This is a genomic window from Gemella sp. oral taxon 928 (genome assembly GCF_001553915.1).
GTDB lineage: Bacteria > Bacillota > Bacilli > Staphylococcales > Gemellaceae > Gemella > Gemella massiliensis.
In genome coordinates this window covers 1,311,489-1,330,209 of sequence record NZ_CP014233.1, presented here as the reverse complement: position 1 = coordinate 1,330,209, position 18,721 = coordinate 1,311,489, and the positions used below count along the sequence as shown (strand labels likewise).

Genomic DNA, 18,721 nt, shown 5'->3' with positions numbered 1-18,721 from the left:
CTCTTATTTAAATTCAGCAGTACTAACTTTAACTCCCGGTCCCATAGTCGTAGTTACGGCTACAGATTTGAAGTAAGTACCTTTAGCAGCTGCCGGTTTAGCTTTAGTTAATGCTTCTTGAACAGCATTGAAATTTTCTACTAAATCTTCAGTTGAGAATGAAACTTTACCGATTAAAGTGTGAACAACACCGGCTTTTTCAGCACGATATTCTACTTTACCAGCTTTAATTTCGTTAACAGCTTTTGTAACGTCCATGGTTACTGTACCGGTTTTAGGGTTCGGCATTAGACCTTTAGGTCCTAAGACACGACCAATTTTACCAACTTCTCCCATCATATCCGGAGTAGCTACGATTACATCAAAATCAAACCAACCTTGTTGAATTTTAGTGATGTATTCACCTTGTCCAACGTAGTCAGCGCCTGCTGCTTCTGCCTCTGCCGCTTTATCTCCTTTAGCAAAAACTAAAACTTTAGCAGTTTTACCAGTTCCTTTAGGAAGAACTACGGCTCCACGAACCTGTTGATCGTTTTTACGAGTATCAATTCCTAAACGGAATGCAACTTCTACTGTTGCGTCAAAATTTACTGTACTTGTTTTTTTAGCTAATTCGATTGCTTCTACTACTGAGTAAAGTTTAGAAGAATCTACTAACTTAGCCGCTTCAAGATATTTTTTACCTTTTTTCGCCATTATAATTATCCTCCTATTCTCCTATCAAGATACCCATACTTCTAGCAGTACCTTCAATCATACGCATTGCCGCTTCAACAGATGCAGCATTCAAATCAGCCATTTTTAACTCAGCGATTTCTCTAACTTGAGCTTTTGAAACTGTTGCAACTTTGTCACGGTTTGGAACAGAAGATGCTTTTTCAATTTTAGCTGCTTTTTTAAGCAATACTGGAGCAGGTGGTGTTTTAGTAATGAAAGTAAATGAACGATCTTCATATACTGAGATTACTACCGGAATAATTAATCCTGCTTGGTCTTGTGTACGAGCATTAAATTCTTTACAGAATCCCATGATGTTAACACCGGCTTGACCTAACGCCGGACCAACCGGTGGAGCTGGGTTAGCTTTACCTGCTGGTACTTGTAATTTAACTACTTTTATAACTTTTTTAGCCACGATAAAACCTCCTATTTATTTTTCGTGATGTGGTCTTAGAACGTTTAAAATTTTCGTTCTCCCACTCAATCAAGTTGTGTATTTTTACATACTTGTCTATTCTAGCATATATAAATATATATTTCAAGTATTTTAATATAGTTTTTTCCTGATTATATCGTAAAAAATAGACCATTATTGTAGCCGATAAAAGAAAATTTTAGAGAGATAAAGCATTTTAAAAACAGCATTAAATAAGCCGCGGATAGCATTTTCATAAAGAAAGTGTCTATTGACTTTTTAATAGTTGTGGTGTAGAATGGTAGTTGTGAAATGTTTACCATAATGTTAAGAAAATTAATCTTACATGGGTAAATTATTCATAATAAAAAATTTTCTTTAATAAAGAGAGGTTGCAAAATGATTTATGGGATAATCAGTGTTGCAGCTTTACTTGTTGGACTTTTATTGGGATATATTATTTCGAAAAATTCTATTCAAAAAAGGCTAGAGTTATCAAAACAAGATGCGGAACATATAGTAGGCGAAGCACGAAAAGAAGCTCGCTATATAGTAGAGAAAGAAACTACTATTGCAAAAAAAGAAGCTGAAGAGATAATTAACATTGCTAGTAAAGAGGCGGAATTTAAAAAACAAGATATTCAAAGACAAGAAGACAGAATTCTTCAAAAGGAATCATCACTGGAACGTCAAACAGAACTTCTAAATAAAAAAGATGAATTAATAAGTTCCAGAGAATTGAAACTGGAAGAGAAATCACAGTTACTTGATGAAAAAAGTAGTGAAGTAAATCAACTGAAAATTCAACAAGAAACAGAGTTGCAACGTATTGCAAATCTAACTGAAGAACAAGCTCGTGAAGAGATAATGGCTACAGTGGAAACTGATATGGCTAAAGATATGGCGATTTATATAAGAAACAAAGAACTTGAAGCGAAGAACATCGCTGATAAGCGTGCGAAAGAACTTATCGTTCAATCATTACAGCGTTTTGCTTCGGATGTGGTGAGTGAAACTACGGTGTCAGTAGTTGATCTTCCGTCAGATGATATGAAAGGACGTATTATTGGGCGAGAGGGGAGAAATATTCGTACACTAGAAACATTAACTGGAGTAGATTTGATAATTGATGATACACCGGAAGCGGTAATATTATCAGGATATGATCCTATACGTCGTGAGATTGCCAAAACAGCTATTAAATCATTAATTGATGATGGGCGTATTCATCCGTCAAAAATTGAAGAAGCTGTTGATAAGGCACGTAAAAATATTGATCAAGTTATTCGAGATGCGGGAGAACAAGCAACATTTGATCTAGGTATTCATAATATGCATCCGGATTTAGTAAAAATAGTCGGTAAACTGAAATATAGAACAAGCTACGGACAAAATGGTCTACAACACTCAATGGAGGTAGCATATATTTCCGGTTTAATAGCTGCCGAATTGGACTTGGACGTTCAGTTGGCACGTCGAGCGGGATTATTACATGATATTGGTAAAGCACTTGATCATGAAGTAGAGGGTTCTCATGTTGAAATCGGTGTTGCATTAGCATTAAAATACAAAGAGAATGCTACGGTTGTTAATGCGATAGCATCTCACCATGGGGATACAGAACCAACTAATCCGATTTCTGTTATAGTAGCAACGGCTGATGCTTTATCAGCATCAAGACCGGGAGCAAGACGAGAATCATTGGAAAACTATATTAAACGTTTACAAAAACTTGAAGAAATAGCTAATGAGCATAAAGGTGTAGAAAAAACCTATGCCATTCAAGCGGGACGCGAGATTCGTGTAATTGTTAATCCGGAAGAAGTTGATGATACGAAAACTTATAAAATTGCCAAAGAAGTTAAAAATAAAATTGAAGAAACTATGCAATATCCAGGTAACATTAAAGTTAATGTTATCCGCGAAGTAAGAGCAGTGAAATTTGCAAGATAATATAGAAAAAGAGATTGGGTTTCAATCTCTTTTTTGTGTTTTAGTAATGGTTTAAATCATTTAAAACATGGGTATTGCGATTTGTATTTGAATAAATACTAAGTAATAAGTTGTTTAATACAAGATATCTCAGGTTATACAGATTCATTTTTTATTTATTAGATAATTTCTTTCTAGCAATTAGACCTAATGCGGATATTAAGCCTAATTCCAGTATAGTGTTTTGAGTTGAGGTTTGTCCTGTATTTGGTAATGTCTTACCTTGCATTAAATTTTTATTTGATAGTAACGATTGTGTTGAATTTCCAAATGTTTCTTTTATCTTTTTATAGTGATGAGTAGTTATACCATTTTTTTCTAAAGTTTCATCAAATGTATATCCTTTTATTTCTCCGGCATCTAATTTTCCGGCTTTCGTCGGTTTTAATTCTTTGCCATTTTCATTCACCCAACGGGTTACTTTTAATTGTGGTTTTTCGGTTATTAAGTCTTTTACATTATCTTTTGGTTTTGTTGTACCTAATTGTTTAGACATATTTGATTTGTCTATTGATTTATCAGGTGTTGATATACTCGGATTGTTATCTTTTATTTTTTTAAAGTGGTGGGTGGTAATACTATCTTCTTTTGTAGTTTTATCAAATGTATATCCTGTTATGTTTCCAGCTTGTAATTCTTCAGAAGATGTTGATTTTATCTCTTTATCATTTTCATCAACCCAACGGGTTACTTTTAACTGCGGTTTATCTGTTGATAAATTTTTCACACCGTCTTGAGGGATAGCTGACGCTTTAGGCGGAGTTGGAGTGTCCGGTTGTTTAGGTTTATTAGGAGTAGGAGTGCTTGGTTTATTATATTTTATTTTTTTAAAGTGGTGGGTGGTAATACCGTCTTCTTTTGTAGTTTTATCAAATGTATATTCTGTTATGTCGCCGGCTTTTAATTCATCAAAATATGTTGATTTTATCTCTTTACCATTTTCATCAACCCAACGAGTTACTTTTAACTGCGGTTTATCTGTTGATAAATTTTTCACACCGTCTTGAGGGATAGCTGACGCTTTAGGCGGAGTTGGAGTGTCTGGTTGTTTAGGTTTATTAGGAGTGCTTGGTTTATTATTCTTTATTTTTTTAAAGTAATGGGTGGTAATACCGTCTTCTTTTGTAGTTTTATCAAATGTATATCCTGTTATGTCGCCGGCTTTTAATTCATCAAAATATGTTGATTTTATCTCTTTACCATTTTCATCAACCCAACGAGTTACTTTTAACTGCGGTTTATCAGTTGATAAGTTTTTTTCACCATTTCGAGGGATAGCTGAACCTTTAGGTGGAGTGGGTGTGTTAGGTTGTTTAGGTTTATTAGGAGTAGGAGTGCTTGGTTTATTATCCTTTATTTTTTAAAAGTGGTGGGTGGTAATACCGTCTTCTTTTGTAGTTTTATCAAATGTATATCCATCTACCATACCTGCATGTAATTCACCTGAAGATGTTGATTTTATCTCTTTACCATTTTCATCAACCCAACGGGTTACTTTTAATTGCGGTTTATCTGTTGATAAATTTTTCACGCCGTCTTGAGGGATAGCTGAACCTTTAGGTGGAGTAGGTGTATTCGGTTGTTTAGGCTCTTTTGGAGTATCAGGTTTTTGTTCTTTATTATCTTCTTTTACTTTAATATTGGCTATATCTTTTTTACCTTGATCTACAACTTTATTTAATATGTCTGAATTTTCTGCTTTATTAATATTTTCAGTAACTTCTTCTGCCTTTTTTTCTAATTCAGCACTTGCTTTATTTTTGCTATCTTCTGTTGATTTCGATTTGTTAATCTCCGATTGTTTATTCGCTAATTCTAAGGTAATATCTGTTGTCGCTACAGTTTTTAATGCTTCCAGATATGTTTTGATTATCTCTTTTTGTGCTTTTTCTGCTTCTTCGGCTGTTTTTATACTTTCTCCTTTAGATGCAATATTATTTATTCTAGCTGTTAGTTCTTCCAATTCTTTTGATATTTTCACTTCTAATTGTGTTTTATCTGCTTCAGATAGATTTTTATTATCTTTAATTGCTTTTAATACTTTTGCTTTAGCATCTCCGATTTTGTTTAAATACAAATCAGCACCAATTGGATTTATTTTTGATAATGCTTTTGTAAATTCTTCTTTTATATTTTTTATACTATTATCTATATTTTTTCCAACTACTTTGTCTATCATTTCATCCGCTTTTTGAACTGCAAAGTCAACAAATTTAATAGCCGCTGTCAATTCTGTTTCTGTTAAGTTTTTATTATTTTTTAATTGCGTTTTTTTATCAGCCATTAATAATCCTATATTTATTTTTTGAATATCTTTAATAAATGTATTTTTAATATCTGTTATTTTTTTCTTAAAGTCTTCTGATTTTTCACCTTTGTTAAGAGCATCAATTTTACCGGTTGCTGATTTTACTTCTTCTTCTACACGTTCTTTAGCTGATTTTTTATCTTCGCTATTTAAACTTTCTTTTGTGTTAATTAATTGCTTTAATTTTTCGGCATCTTCATTAATTTTTTGTTTAGTTTCTTCTTTCAATTTATCTAACTCACCATTGACTTGTAAATCGTACGGTGGTGTCATCTTAGTAGTAGGGATATATGTTGACTGTGCAATAACTTCACCTCCACTAATTGCAATTCCCAGTCCGATTAGGACAGATGCTGCTCCTATTTTATATTTTCGTATTGAAAATTTTTCTTGTTTTTTCATTTTATAATCCTCTTTTTTCAAAAAATTTATAAGGGTATAATACCCTAGAACGTTCTTTATAATACCATATTATTCAATATAATTATACTTAAAATTTTATTTTTATGTTATTATTTAATGTTATATAATTATAAAATGTTTTTACTACAAATTAACTTAAAATCAAATTTAAAGCTGATTTAAAGTGTATTTATTTTAAAATGAAATTTATGTGAACTAATATATTTTTGAAAATTAATTAAATAAATACAAATAAATATTATTTTATATAGATGTGAATAAATATTCACTTTTATTTTTATGTTTATGTTATAATTTTTAAAAAATGTTGTAACTGTTTTCTTTTTTGTTTTCATTTATATTTTAAATTAGTACTGTTAATAATAAACACCCTTTATAAAAACTTAGATAAGCTTTTATAAAGGGGGTTAGGCATGAAAGATGTTCAGGTCATAAAATATAATTTTAAATTTGTTATAAGCAACAGGGGTTATTTTTTATAAAATAGATCTTACTGGATATAAATTATTTTGTGAAAACTAATGAATACCAATCATTTTCAGAAGTTTCCTCTACTAGTTTAAATCCTTTTGCAATCATTTTTTCTAATAATTCATCTTTTTTTTCTTGAATAATACCGGAAGTAATAAAGTAACCATTGTCTTCAAGGAGATTATAAGCATCATCAAGCATAAGTTCTATGATATGAGTAAGTATATTTGCAACTATGATATTATATTTATTGCTTTCTTCGGTAAGAAGGCTTACCTGTTCTACTTTAATACGTTTTTCAAGATTATTTAAAGTGAAATTTTCTTTGGCGACATCAACGGCAAGTTTATCAAGATCAACAGCTTTGATATTACCGTCGGTTAGATAGCTTGTAGCAATACTAAGTATTCCACTTCCTGTGCCGACGTCAATAACGTTATCATGTTTATTAACATATTTTTCAAGATTTTTAATACAAAGTGAAGTAGTTTCATGACTACCAGTTCCGAACGCCATACCGGGATCAATGTTTATTATATACTTATTTTCCGTATTTTTATATTCTTTCCATGTGGGAACAATAACAAATTTTTCTCCAATATTTAGTATATCGAAATAGTCCTTCCATGAATTTTCCCAATCGCTATCCTTGATAATAGCAGTTTCAATCTTAAAAAATTTACCGATATTGATGTTTTTACCAAGTTTAATTAATTCGCTTTTTAATTTATTAAAGTCCTTATTGTCGAAATTCAGTTCATTTATATAACCTCTAATAATAATACCAACATCAGGATAATCTGTTGGATTTAATTCGACAATAGTGCCGAAATCATCGTGTAAATTTTCTTCTAAAGTAGTGGGATCTTCAATAGCAACTCCGGTAGAACCATAATCTAACAAAATTGATTCAATTATTTCGCTTGCTTCATTAGTAGTGTGAATTGTAATTTCAACCCAATTTTTCATGTTGTACCTCTTTCAAGATTTATTACTTTAATCATCTTATAATATTTTTTTATAACATGCAATTAAAAAAGAAAAATCCTATTAAATCAGATGAAATAATAGAATTTATCGCATTATTTTCTTTTTAAATTATAATATCCTAAACTTAAAAAGTAAAAAAGTGCTTCGATACTTGCAATAAAAAAAGTTACCGGTAGGGAAGTGTAGTATGATAATGTTATACCGAGCCAAGTTCCACTTAGGGCGAAAATGATGGAGATAAATATCATTTTCCCAACTTTGTTAGTAACATATCTTGCTGCACTGGCGGGTACTGTAAGAAGAACAAACATCAATAATGCTCCGACTACAGGAACAGTAACACTAGTTGCAATTGATAAGAGAACTAAGAAGAAAATAGAAATAAATTTTCCATTAAGTCCTAGTGCGTTAGCACCAACGGCATCAAACGAATCAAATTTTATTATTCTGTAAAACAGTGATAATAGTATTATTACTGCAATAGCTAATGAAAAAATAAGTTTTACATCAGAGCGAGTAATTGAAACTACGCTACCGAACAGAATGCTGTTAACGTAACTGGTACTTTTGGGAGTTAATGATAAGAAAAGTAAACCTAAACCAAGAAAAATTCCAAGCATAACACTAACCGTCGCCTCACGTCGAAATGCTTTAACGCTGAGATGACCAACAAGATATGACATCGTAATTGTAAAGATAAGTAAGCCGTAGATAGGGTTTATACCTAAAAATACTGCAAAAGCCGCACCGGCAAATCCAACATGAGAAAGGGTATGTGAGATAAATGACATATTTCGAGCCATAACAAAAACACCGATATATCCCGCCATTATCGCAACAATCGTTCCGACAATAAAGGCATTTTGCATAAAATCGTAATTAAACATGGTTTTCGCCCCCTATATAATGTTTACATATTTTAAGTGAATGTTGTTCTTTATTATAATCTTTAATATTCATAAATTTGTAGCCTTCTTCAGAAAGATAAAGGATTTTATCAACATATCTTTCATCAATCAAAGAAAGTTCATGAGTAATACAAAGGGTTATAATATTTTCTTGTTTTGTAATATTTTTTACCAGTTCCATACACTCGATTTCACTTTGTTTATCCAAATTAGAAGTAAATTCATCAAGGAGTAATAAATTAGGTTTATTAATAAGAGCTTGTGCTAAGAAAACACGTTGTTTTTCGCCCCCGGATAATCTCCCTATAGAACTGTGCCTTTTTGAAAGTGAATTAGTTAAAGATAGTGCAGTTTCGATTTTTTTCTTTTCTTTATTGTTTAGCCATGGGAAAAGTTTTTGTTGTAAAGGAAGTGAAACAAAATCTTCAACAGAAAGGGGTAACTCCTCATCAATTTGTCTAAATTGCGGAACATAGCCTATTGTTGCATTTTCACCGACTAATTTTATATTGGTATCTTTGTTAAGTTTTTCTAAAATATTATTGAGAAGTGTAGTTTTTCCAACACCGTTTTTTCCGACAATAGCGACAACTTCACCGGAGCTACACTTAAAAGAAAGATTGTTTAAAATTTTTTTCTCTCCAATAGAGTAAGAGAGTTCATTAATATTAAGTTCTGCCATAAAACCTCCTATAATTTATTGTGTATTTTTTATTATATATTATTTTACAAATATTTCAGCAATGGTTAGTAGTGGTATGGACGCCTACAACTAACCTAGGTTAATTCTAGAATTTTTAGCATCTATGATGCGTAAAAATTCGTAGAAGTAAGGTATGCAAGGCTACTCTAATCTTTACGAACAAAGTGAGTAAAAGATTAGCTAGTAGCTACTGCCATGGGTCAGCAGTTGACACTAACGCATCATCTGCAACCTATGGTTTTGACGATACTAGTGTCTTTGCATACGTCACTTCTAATATTTATGATGTGCAGATAGCACTCATAAATAAAGAATTGACGCATAAAATTCTCCAAGTAAAATGCTTTTAGCATTTTACTATTACCACTACAAACATTGCTATTAGGTTCGTTGCTGTTCTTAGTGGTGGAATACTGGCTTCACCTGAGATTATAAGCTCAGGTGAACCTTAAGAAATCCACTGCGTACGTTAGCAGTGGGAACTAAGAATTTCCTCGTCACTACATTCCTTGAAATTCAAGTTCCTGTTGCATACTTTACTTCTAAGATTTATTCGTGCTAAAGGCACTCATAAACCTAAGAATTAAAGAGAGTTCTTAAGGTTGCCACACCACTATAGAATCAGCAACAAATAATATTTTGTATATAAATATATAAATTTATTTAAGAATAATTAATATTTATTTTTTGAAATTACATAAGTAAAAAAGAAGAGATACGATTTACAATCTCTTCTTTATATTATACTACATATCTAAACTTTGTGAATAATTAATTTTTCTTTTCATCTTTGTGGTCATCATCATGATCACTGTGATCGTGATGGTCATGATCATGTCCTTCATGAGAGTGACTATGACCTTCGTGGTTATGAGAGTGACCTTCTTCAGCACCTTCTATATGATATGCTTTTTCACCTTTACCTCCATTTAAAATTTCTTCAAGTTTATTATATTGATCTAACATCCACTCGATATAAGTTTTCCCGTCAGGTTGTGTTTCTGTCACATTAAGAATAGGAATATTATTTTCTTCTGCAAGATTGATTAATCCTTCAACAGTTTTGTTGGTAGTTTGGGTGTTATTAATAATTAAAGAAATCTTTTTAGATTTAATTTGTTCTTGGATAGCTTTCAAATCTTTTGGTGACGGATCGTTACCTTCTTCAGTAGCTTTGGCAAGTTTTTTAACTTCATCTGAAACTTTTAATCCCAAGCTATTAACAGAGTAATCGAATACCGGTTCTGTAGTTAAAACATATTTTCCATTCGCTTTTTCTTTTAAAGAATTGATTTTATCTGTTATTTTTGATAATTCTTTTTTGTAAGTGTCTCTATTTTTTTCATAGAAATCTTTATTTTTTGAATCTTTATCTACCAATATTTTTGTTAGTTCATCAGCAACTTTTGCCATTACTTCCGGATTGTACCAGATGTGTTCATTATCGCCGTCTTTAAGACCTAACAATTTTGCACCGTCGACTTTTTTTATATCTTTATTATTATCGGTAAGCTTTTCGAACCAAGAGTCATAACCACCACCATTAAGAATAGCAATTTTAGCATCAGCCACTTTTTTAGCGTCTTGTGCAGTTGGTTCAAAATCGTGTGGATCAACTGAAGCGGAACTGATAATAGAAGAAACTTCTGCTTTATCTCCTGCTATATTTTTAGCAATTTCTGCATAAAAGTTAACAGAAGTTACTATTTTTGTTTTTTCGCCGGAATTAGAACTGTTTGAATTAGTTTTATTAGCACATCCTACCAGTATAAGCGAGAATGCTGCTACAATAGAAAATAATTTTATTAATTTATTCATTTTTTAATACATCTCCTTTATTTCGTAATCATTACGTTCTAATAGATTATAATACAGAAAAATTAAAAAATCAACAGTTAAATCGAAATTATTTTGAAAAAGAAAATGACGAAAAAATGTGTATCATAAGATAAAGCCGAAAGATAAGACAATACTATAATAAAGAAAAACGCTCGATGATAAACGTAAAAAATTGATGTAACAAAGATTGAAAGACTATATGATATTTTATTATTTTTAATAATAATGTGCTATAGAATTTTTTAGGTGATTAAAGTACAATATAGAAATATAAATAATTTATTAGAATAAATGGATATATAGTTTATAGTATAATTACTTAATTTAGGATGTAGCAGGTAAAGAATAATTAATTACAGATTATAGGAGAAAGGTAAGCTGTTTTACAAATAAAGAAAATTTAATTAAAACAAAGAGGGTAGTTTATTTTACAGAAGTTGTTAAAAAACATAGTGCCAACTGTACGGTAAAAAAAGTTTTTTATTCCTGAATTATATATGGAAGATAATTGTATCATTATAGGTGCAGAATTATAAATATTTAGATTAAAAGCAAAGTAATTGACAGAGGTGCTGAGGTTGAAACTATAACAATTACCAATAAGTAGAATGTTTTTTTTAGTTTATCATGTAAAAAGTGTAATTTGTACATTTGTAAATGATGTGAGACAAAAAAGTAAAAAATAAATACCGGATATAATAGAATTACATAGAAGCTAGCTTCTATGTAAACCGTATGAAGCCCCCGACGTAAATTACATTATTTGATTAGATTTGCCAGCTTTAATTCCTTAGAGAACATTTCAGATTTCTAAAACTTATTTGTCAAGGATTTGAAAAAGGCGTAGCCCTTGTCCTTGACAAATAAGTTGTGAAATCTATTATCTAACAAGGAATTAAAGCCGGCATATTTTTATAGACTCTTTCCGTAGCTCTTTTCTTTTTTCAACAGGAGAAAGCCAATTTAAAGTCTGCATAGGAAGACGGTTAGAGCGATATAGATACTTTTTCATCTGAGATATAAGATCATCATACGAAAAGAAAGATAAATGCCTGTAAAAACGTTCATTATCATTTCTATGACTACGTTCAACCTTACCGTTATGTCTAGGAGTTCTAGGTCTAATAAGTTGATGTTTAATGCCAAGATTATTACACAATACATCAAAAGGGTGTATTCGTTTAGTATCTTTAAAATGCGTAAATTCAAAACCATTATCAGTTTGAATTATCTTGGGTTTATACCCAAAATAATCAATAGCCATTTTAACAAATTGAACAGTAGAGTATGATGATTGTTCTTTAAAAGGGAAAATAAATCTTTCCCTAGTAGCTTCATCAATGATAGTATATTGATAAAATTTATCAGGAATTTCTCCTACATAACAACGTTTAGGAACATATTTCACATCAAGTTGCCATTTTTTACCAATTTCAGTAGGTGTATTATAGGGTTTAGGTTTATAAGGAATTACTTTTTTCTTAGTATCTTTATAAAAACCTAATTTTCTAAGCACTCTAAATAAAGAACAAGGATGTCTTTTATAACCTTTGTTGAATTTAAGTTTAGCATATAATTCAATCATAGAAATATTAGGATTACGTTTAATAAGATTTTTAATCCAAGACAATTCTTCAACTGTATGGGCGTTAGGGTGAATGGAATGAGGTCTATGAGACTTATCTATAAGAGACTCTTTAGTACCGTCATATTTTTTATTCCAACGCAAAAGAGAGGCTTTTGATATTTTATAGCGCCTACAAATAAAGCGGATAGAGTTACCATTTCTATAAGTTTTAACTGCAGCTATTCTTGTTTGTAAAGTATGAGGTATATATCGTTGTGTTTTTTCTATATTTTCTGTTATAATAGTTTTCATAAGAGTAAATTCCTTTTTTTGATTTGTAGGTAACTTCATTATACAGGATTTACTCTTCTTTTTTTTATTATATGTCTCACATCTATTGTAACACTACAAGTTTATCATGTAAAAAGTGTAATTATGCTTGATTTTTAATTGACAATACTATATAATTAATAAAGTTGAGTAAAAATTCAACAAAAATAAAACACACGGTATTTGAGTAGCTGCTCGGTGCAGAGATGTTTGCAGTAAGCTTTGAGAATATCGGAGGAAAAACCAAGGAGGAAAATAACTTATGGCAGTTATTTCAATGAAACAATTATTAGAGGCTGGGGTACACTTCGGTCACCAAACAAGAAGATGGAATCCTAAAATGGATAAATACATTTTCACAGAAAGAAACGGTATCTACATTATCGACTTACAAAAAACAGTAAAAAAAGTTGATGAAGCATATGAATTTGTAAAATCAATTGCTGACCAAGGCGGTAAAATGCTATTTGTAGGTACTAAAAAACAAGCACAAGATGCGATTAAAGAAGAAGCTGAAAGAAGCGGACAATACTACATCAATCACCGTTGGTTAGGTGGAACTTTGACTAACTATAAAACAATTAAAGGACGTATTGATAGAATCGCTGAAATTGAAAAAATGGAAGCTGATGGAGTATTTGAAGTTCTTCCTAAAAAAGAAGTTATTGAATTAAGAAAAGAATATGATAAACTAAATAAATTCTTAGGCGGAATTAGAGAAATGAAAGGTATGCCTGATGCACTATTCGTTGTTGATCCTAAAAAAGAACACAACGCAATAGCGGAAGCTAAAAAATTAGGTATTCCTGTAGTCGGTATCGTTGATACAAACTGTGATCCGGATGATGTGGATTACGTAATTCCTGCAAACGATGATGCTATTCGTGCAGTTAAATTGTTAACTTCTAAAATGGCAGATGCTTTCGTAGCTTATAACGAAGGTAATATTGAAGAAACTGAAGAAGCATTCGTTGAAGTTGGAGAAGTAGAAGCAACAGAAGAATAATTTTAAGAATAAAATAATTAAAAAATAACGGAGGCGCTCATAAAAATGGCAACTATTACAGCTAGTTTAGTAAAAGAATTAAGAGAACGTACCGGTGCCGGTATGATGGATTGTAAAAAAGCATTACAGCAAACTGATGGTGATGTTGAAAAAGCAATTGACTATTTAAGAGAAAACGGTATTGCAAAAGCAGCTAAAAAAGCTGATCGTATCGCAGCAGAAGGACTTTCTTATATTGAAGTAAAAGGGAACAAAGCGGTTATTTTAGAAATCAATTCAGAAACTGACTTTGTTGCTAAAAATGAAAAATTTGTAGCATTAGTTAAAAATGTTGCAGATGCAATTTTGACAGCTGAACCAAAAAATTTGGAAGAGGCATTAAAGGTAGAAGCACAAGGTGGAACTGTAGAAGCGGTTATTAACGAAGGTATTGCAACAATTGGTGAGAAACTTTCATTAAGACGTTTTGAAGTGGTAACTAAAACTGATGCAGATGCGTTTGGAGCATATTCTCATATGGGAGGGAAAATCGGAGTTCTTACACTTGTTGAAGGTAGCACTGATGAAACGGCTGCTAAAGATGTAGCGATGCATATCGCCGCTTTGGCACCAAGATATTTAGACGAAAGTGAAGTGCCGGCGGATGTACTTGAACATGAGAAAAAAGTATTAACCGAACAAGCATTAAACGAAGGAAAACCGGCTAATATCGTTGAAAAAATGATTGCCGGTAGAATTAACAAATTCTTAGAAGAAATTACAGTTGTTAAGCAAAAATTCGTTAAAGATGATAGCTTTACTGTCGAAAAATTTGTAGCATCTAAAGGTGGTAAATTAACTAAATTTGTTCGTTATGAAGTAGGAGAAGGTATTGAGAAAAGAGAAGATAACTTTGCTGAAGAAGTAATGAGCCAAGTTAACGCTAGTAAATAAAAGTTCTCTTTAAATAGTTAATTATTAAAAGAGGTCAAGCACACACTGCTTGGTGTGTGCTTTTTTAAAAAGTTGTTAATAGTATTTAAAAATTAATATATTATCTGATGTTTTTAGGAGGATAAAAATGGCTACTAAATATAAAAGAGTTTTATTTAAACTTAGTGGTGAGGCATTAGCCGGCGGAAAAGGATTTGGAATAGATTCCGGTGTTGTAAATAAAATAACATCACAAATCGTAGAAGTTGTAAAACGTGGGGTAGAGGTTGCCATTGTTGTAGGTGGTGGAAATATTTGGCGTGGAAAAACCGGTGAAGAACTGGGAATGGAGCGTGCTACCGCTGATTCTATGGGAATGTTGGCAACTGTAATGAATTCTTTAGCATTACAAGATTCATTAGAACAAAAAGATGTTGATGTGCGTGTGTTAACATCTGTTGAAATGAAAGCGATGGCAGAACCTTATATAAGAAGAAGAGCAATAAGACATCTTGAAAAAGGAAGAGTTGTAATTTTTGCAGCCGGGATTGGAAATCCATATTTTTCAACAGATACAACTGCTGCACTAAGGGCAAAAGAAATCGGAGCAGAAGCTATTTTAATGGGTAAAAACGGTGTCGACGGAGTATATACTGCTGATCCTAAGATAGATAGTAGTGCGACCAAGTATGATAAATTGTCATATATTGATATTATACAAAAAGGGTTGACTATAATGGATTCGACTGCAATTTCATTTTGTATGGATAACCATTTACCAATTATAGTCTTTTCTATTGATGATGCAGATAATATTGTAAGAGTTGTTTCAGAGGATAATTTAGGAACAATAATTAAATAAGAATAGGAGTATACAAATTTATGCCTGAGCAAATTATGATTAACTTAGAAGAAAAAATGGGAAAAGCGATAGCTAGTTTAAGACGAGAATTAGCATCTATTAGAGCTGGAAAGGCTAGTGCATCTGTTTTAGATAGATTGAGTGTTGAGTATTATGGTGTACCGACCCCAATTAATCAAGTAGCAGGTATTTCAGTTCCGGAACCGAAGATGTTAGTAATTTCACCATATGAAAAAACATTATTAGGAGCAATTGAAAAAGCGATTCAAGCATCTGATTTGGGATTAAATCCGGCTAATGATGGTTCTGTTATTCGTATTGTCTTTCCGGCATTGACTGAAGAGCGACGTAAAGAACTTTCAAAACAAGTTGGGAAAGAATCGGAGGGAGCAAAAGTGGCTGTTCGTAATGTTCGACGTGATGCAATGGATGCAATGAAGAAACTGGAAAAAACATCTCAGATTACAGAAGATGATTTAAAAAGTTATTCAGATGATATTCAAAAACAAACTGATAAATTTGTTGCAGAAATTGACAAAATTACAAAAGAAAAACAAGATGAATTGATGAGTGTGTAATTATGGAAATGGAAGAAATTATTGCAAATATTAATTCACTTAATGTTATAAAAAAAGAACGAGAATTAACGGCTGATGAGCTAGAAGAACTTGCAAAATATAGACAGTTATATTTAAAAAATTTTAAAGCTAATATGAGAAATATATTAGATAATACAAGAGTTATAAATGAAAATGGAGAAGATATTACTCCGAAAAAGAAAGGAAAATAAGACATGAATACAACAACAATTATAATTTTAGTAGGGGCTGTATGTTTACTACTGGGTGTTGTAGGAGGTTTCTTCCTAGCAAGACGTAACTTTATGAATTACATGGAGAAAAATCCTCAAATTAATGAAGATATGGTGATGGCTATGATGAGCCAAATGGGTCAAAAACCATCACGTAAAAAAATAAATCAGGTAATGAGCAATATGCAAAAAGCTCAACAACAAGCTAGAAAACAAGGCAAAAAATAATAATTAAAAAAATAGATGCAGTATTAATATATTGACATCTATTTTTTTGTAGTTATATTAGTGTTATATATGATTTCAATATTATTTTCAATTTATAAAATCATTGGAATTAGAGTAGTTTCTTTAACATTAATTTTTGTTATTAGGTATAACAAATTTATTGTTAAAATGATTAGTTATACTGTAATAATCGATGTGATGATGTGGCTACTTTTTAAATTTTAACTGTTTATTATTTTCAGCTTATTAGTTTACAATTACTATTTTTTTAGTTAATATAATATAGTGAAATAGCAAGGAGGTAGTAATGGAACAAAAAAAGATAATTTATAATTCTGATAAGAGTGAACGTATTGATAAATTTTTACAGCAAGAATTAATTGATGTATCAAGAACAAATATTCAAAATTTGATAGTAGATGGATATATAAAGGTAGATGGTAAACCTACTAAAACAAATTTTAAATTAAAAAACGGTAATATAATTACAATTTATTATAAAGAACCTGAAGAGTTAAATGTAGTAAAACAAAATATTCCGGTAGATATTGTTTATGAAGATAATGATTTGATTATAGTAAATAAAGCTAAAGGTATGGTTGTTCACCCGTCACCTGGACATAAAGACGGAACATTAGTTAATGCTCTATTATTTCATAGTAAATTATCAAGTATTAACGGAACTGTAAGACCCGGAATTGTTCACAGAATTGATAAAGATACTTCAGGTTTGTTGGTAGTAGCCAAGAATGATAAAGCACATGTGAAATTATCAGAAATGATAGCTAATAAAGAGGTTAAAAGAAAATATTATGCTTTAGTTCATGGCAGTATTAAACATGATTATGGAACAATAGATGCTCCAATCGCAAGAAATCCAAAAGATCGTAAAGAAATGGCTGTTATAGATGAAGGTAAGCCATCAATAACACATTTTAAAGTAATTGACAGATTTGAAAATTATACACTCGTTGAATGTGAGTTGGAAACGGGTAGAACACATCAAATCAGAGTACATATGAAATATATTAATCATCCGTTAGTAGGTGACTTAGTATATGGACCACGTAAAACATTAAATACAAATGGGCAAGCGCTTCATTCTAAAAGTATTGAATTTAACCACCCTATTACAGATGAAAATCTTCATTTTGAGACGGAAATACCTAAATATTTACTAGATATTATGGATAAATTAGATAAATAGTACACATAATTGAAAAAACTTAGAGAAAAAAGGTTTATTTTTTTCTTAAATTGTAGTATGATATAAGAAGTAAGTAGTTATTCAAGGAGGAAAAATAACATGGTATTAGTACCGGCAAAAGATATGCTTGTGAAAGCGAGAAAAGAAGGATATGCAGTAGGACATTTTAATATTAATAATTTAGAATGGACTAAAGCTATTTTGTTAGCTTGTGAAGAAGCAAAAAGTCCAGTAATCTTGGGAGTGAGTGAAGGTGCTGCAAAATATATGACAGGTTTTAAAACAGTGGCAGCAATGGTTGATGCAATGGTTGAGGCATTAAATATTACCGTACCGGTGGCGTTACATCTTGACCATGGTTCATATGAAGGAACTAAGGCAGCTATTGAAGCTGGATTTAGTTCAGTAATGTTTGATGGATCTCACTATCCATTTGATGAAAATATTGAAAAATCTAAAGAAATGATTGCATTAGCACATGGTAAAGGTTTATCTATCGAATGCGAAGTTGGTTCAATCGGTGGAGAAGAAGATGGTGTTATCGGTGCCGGTGAATTAGCAGATCCACAAGAATGTAAAATAATGGCAGAGTTAGGAATAGATTTCTTAGCAGCCGGAATTGGTAATATTCATGGTAAATATCCGGAAAATTGGGCTGGTTTGAGTTTTGAAACATTGGAAAAAATTTCTAATGTAACCGGTGGTATTCCATTAGTATTACATGGTGGTTCAGGTATCCCAACTGATCAAATTCAAAAAGCAATTTCTTTAGGAGTAGCTAAAGTTAATGTTAATACTGAATGTCAATTGGCGTTTGCTGCAGCGACTAGAGAATATATTGAAGCCGGAAAAGACCTTGCAGGAAAAGGGTTTGATCCACGTAAATTATTAAATCCTGGATTTGAAGCAATCAAAGCTATGGTTCATGAAAAAATCGATATTTTCGGTTCAAGAAATAAAGCGTAAATAAAAAACGGGTTCTATAAAATTTAGGACTGATGATAGGAATTGTGGATTTTAAATCTACAA

At 31.3% G+C, this 18,721-nt stretch carries 19 protein-coding genes; 10 read left to right on the top strand and 9 right to left on the bottom strand.

Translation table 11 applies throughout. The features are described 5' to 3' along the window. Positions 1-3: 3 nt before the first annotated feature. On the bottom strand, positions 4-696 hold the full coding sequence (rplA, locus tag AXE85_RS06130; RefSeq protein ID WP_062173966.1) for a 50S ribosomal protein L1: 693 nt from the start codon (positions 694-696) through the stop codon (positions 4-6). Between the two features lie 13 nt (positions 697-709). After that, entirely contained in the window at positions 710-1,135 is a 426-nt protein-coding gene (gene rplK, locus AXE85_RS06125; protein WP_062173965.1) for a 50S ribosomal protein L11, read from the bottom strand. A 399-nt stretch (positions 1,136-1,534) separates the two neighbouring features. Here rplK and rny point away from each other — a divergent pair, with 399 nt between their 5' ends. After that, positions 1,535-3,088, top strand: a complete 1,554-nt coding sequence (rny, locus tag AXE85_RS06120) for a ribonuclease Y (protein ID WP_021752950.1) — start codon at positions 1,535-1,537, stop codon at positions 3,086-3,088. A gap of 151 nt (positions 3,089-3,239) precedes the next feature. Here the strand turns inward: rny and AXE85_RS06115 are convergent, their stop codons facing one another. Continuing rightward, positions 3,240-4,319 carry an LPXTG cell wall anchor domain-containing protein gene (locus AXE85_RS06115; protein ID WP_371524259.1) on the bottom strand — a complete coding sequence of 360 codons (1,080 nt, stop codon included), beginning with the start codon at positions 4,317-4,319 and terminating at the stop codon, positions 3,240-3,242. Here AXE85_RS06115 and AXE85_RS08655 point away from each other — a divergent pair. Continuing rightward, a complete protein-coding gene (locus tag AXE85_RS08655) occupies positions 4,231-4,491 on the top strand; it encodes a hypothetical protein (RefSeq protein ID WP_062173962.1) in 261 nt (86 codons plus the stop codon). The two genes, AXE85_RS06115 and AXE85_RS08655, sit on opposite strands and share 89 nt — an antisense overlap. On the opposite strand, the gene AXE85_RS06105 is transcribed toward AXE85_RS08655, so the two are convergent. The 6 genes from AXE85_RS06105 to AXE85_RS06080 form a co-directional block, all read right to left on the bottom strand. Continuing rightward, complete coding sequence (locus AXE85_RS06105; protein WP_062173960.1) at positions 4,488-5,837, bottom strand: YSIRK-type signal peptide-containing protein; 1,350 nt, start codon at positions 5,835-5,837, stop codon at positions 4,488-4,490. The genes AXE85_RS08655 and AXE85_RS06105 overlap by 4 nt on opposite strands. A 525-nt stretch (positions 5,838-6,362) precedes the next feature. Beyond that, the gene (gene prmA, locus AXE85_RS06100) at positions 6,363-7,298 is read right to left on the bottom strand and encodes a 50S ribosomal protein L11 methyltransferase (protein WP_062173958.1); all 936 of its coding nucleotides are present in this window, start codon (positions 7,296-7,298) and stop codon (positions 6,363-6,365) included. A gap of 113 nt (positions 7,299-7,411) precedes the next feature. Then, positions 7,412-8,206, bottom strand: a complete 795-nt coding sequence (locus tag AXE85_RS06095; protein ID WP_062173956.1) for a metal ABC transporter permease — start codon at positions 8,204-8,206, stop codon at positions 7,412-7,414. After that, complete coding sequence (locus AXE85_RS06090) at positions 8,199-8,909, bottom strand: metal ABC transporter ATP-binding protein (protein WP_062173954.1); 711 nt, start codon at positions 8,907-8,909, stop codon at positions 8,199-8,201. The genes AXE85_RS06095 and AXE85_RS06090 overlap by 8 nt, the downstream gene beginning before the upstream one ends. Positions 8,910-9,701: 792 nt before the next feature. Next, positions 9,702-10,748: a metal ABC transporter solute-binding protein, Zn/Mn family gene (locus tag AXE85_RS06085; RefSeq protein ID WP_062173951.1), complete on the bottom strand. Its 1,047-nt coding sequence runs from the start codon at positions 10,746-10,748 to the stop codon at positions 9,702-9,704. A 916-nt stretch (positions 10,749-11,664) separates the two neighbouring features. Then, positions 11,665-12,648 (bottom strand): DDE-type integrase/transposase/recombinase, encoded by a 984-nt coding sequence (locus AXE85_RS06080; protein ID WP_062174751.1) that lies wholly within the window; start codon positions 12,646-12,648, stop codon positions 11,665-11,667. Positions 12,649-12,928: 280 nt separating this feature from the next. On the opposite strand from AXE85_RS06080, the gene rpsB reads away from it, so the two are divergent. The 8 genes from rpsB (at position 12,929) to fba (ending at position 18,658) form a co-directional block, all read left to right on the top strand. Then, positions 12,929-13,672: a 30S ribosomal protein S2 gene (rpsB, locus tag AXE85_RS06075; protein WP_062173949.1), complete on the top strand. Its 744-nt coding sequence runs from the start codon at positions 12,929-12,931 to the stop codon at positions 13,670-13,672. Between the two features lie 45 nt (positions 13,673-13,717). Further along, entirely contained in the window at positions 13,718-14,605 is an 888-nt protein-coding gene (gene tsf, locus AXE85_RS06070; protein WP_062173947.1) for a translation elongation factor Ts, read from the top strand. 127 nt (positions 14,606-14,732) lie between these two features. Further along, complete coding sequence (pyrH, locus tag AXE85_RS06065) at positions 14,733-15,446, top strand: UMP kinase (RefSeq protein ID WP_062173945.1); 714 nt, start codon at positions 14,733-14,735, stop codon at positions 15,444-15,446. Positions 15,447-15,466: 20 nt separating this feature from the next. Continuing rightward, positions 15,467-16,024: a ribosome recycling factor gene (gene frr / locus AXE85_RS06060; protein WP_062173943.1), complete on the top strand. Its 558-nt coding sequence runs from the start codon at positions 15,467-15,469 to the stop codon at positions 16,022-16,024. A 2-nt stretch (positions 16,025-16,026) separates the two neighbouring features. Next, the gene (locus tag AXE85_RS06055) at positions 16,027-16,236 is read left to right on the top strand and encodes a DUF896 domain-containing protein (protein WP_062173941.1); all 210 of its coding nucleotides are present in this window, start codon (positions 16,027-16,029) and stop codon (positions 16,234-16,236) included. Between the two features lie 3 nt (positions 16,237-16,239). Continuing rightward, positions 16,240-16,485: a YneF family protein gene (locus AXE85_RS06050; RefSeq protein ID WP_062173939.1), complete on the top strand. Its 246-nt coding sequence runs from the start codon at positions 16,240-16,242 to the stop codon at positions 16,483-16,485. Positions 16,486-16,792: 307 nt separating this feature from the next. Further along, a complete protein-coding gene (locus AXE85_RS06045) occupies positions 16,793-17,692 on the top strand; it encodes an RluA family pseudouridine synthase (RefSeq protein WP_062173937.1) in 900 nt (299 codons plus the stop codon). 99 nt (positions 17,693-17,791) lie between these two features. Then, on the top strand, positions 17,792-18,658 hold the full coding sequence (gene fba / locus AXE85_RS06040) for a class II fructose-1,6-bisphosphate aldolase (protein ID WP_021752663.1): 867 nt from the start codon (positions 17,792-17,794) through the stop codon (positions 18,656-18,658). The last annotated feature ends 63 nt before the right edge of the window (positions 18,659-18,721 follow it).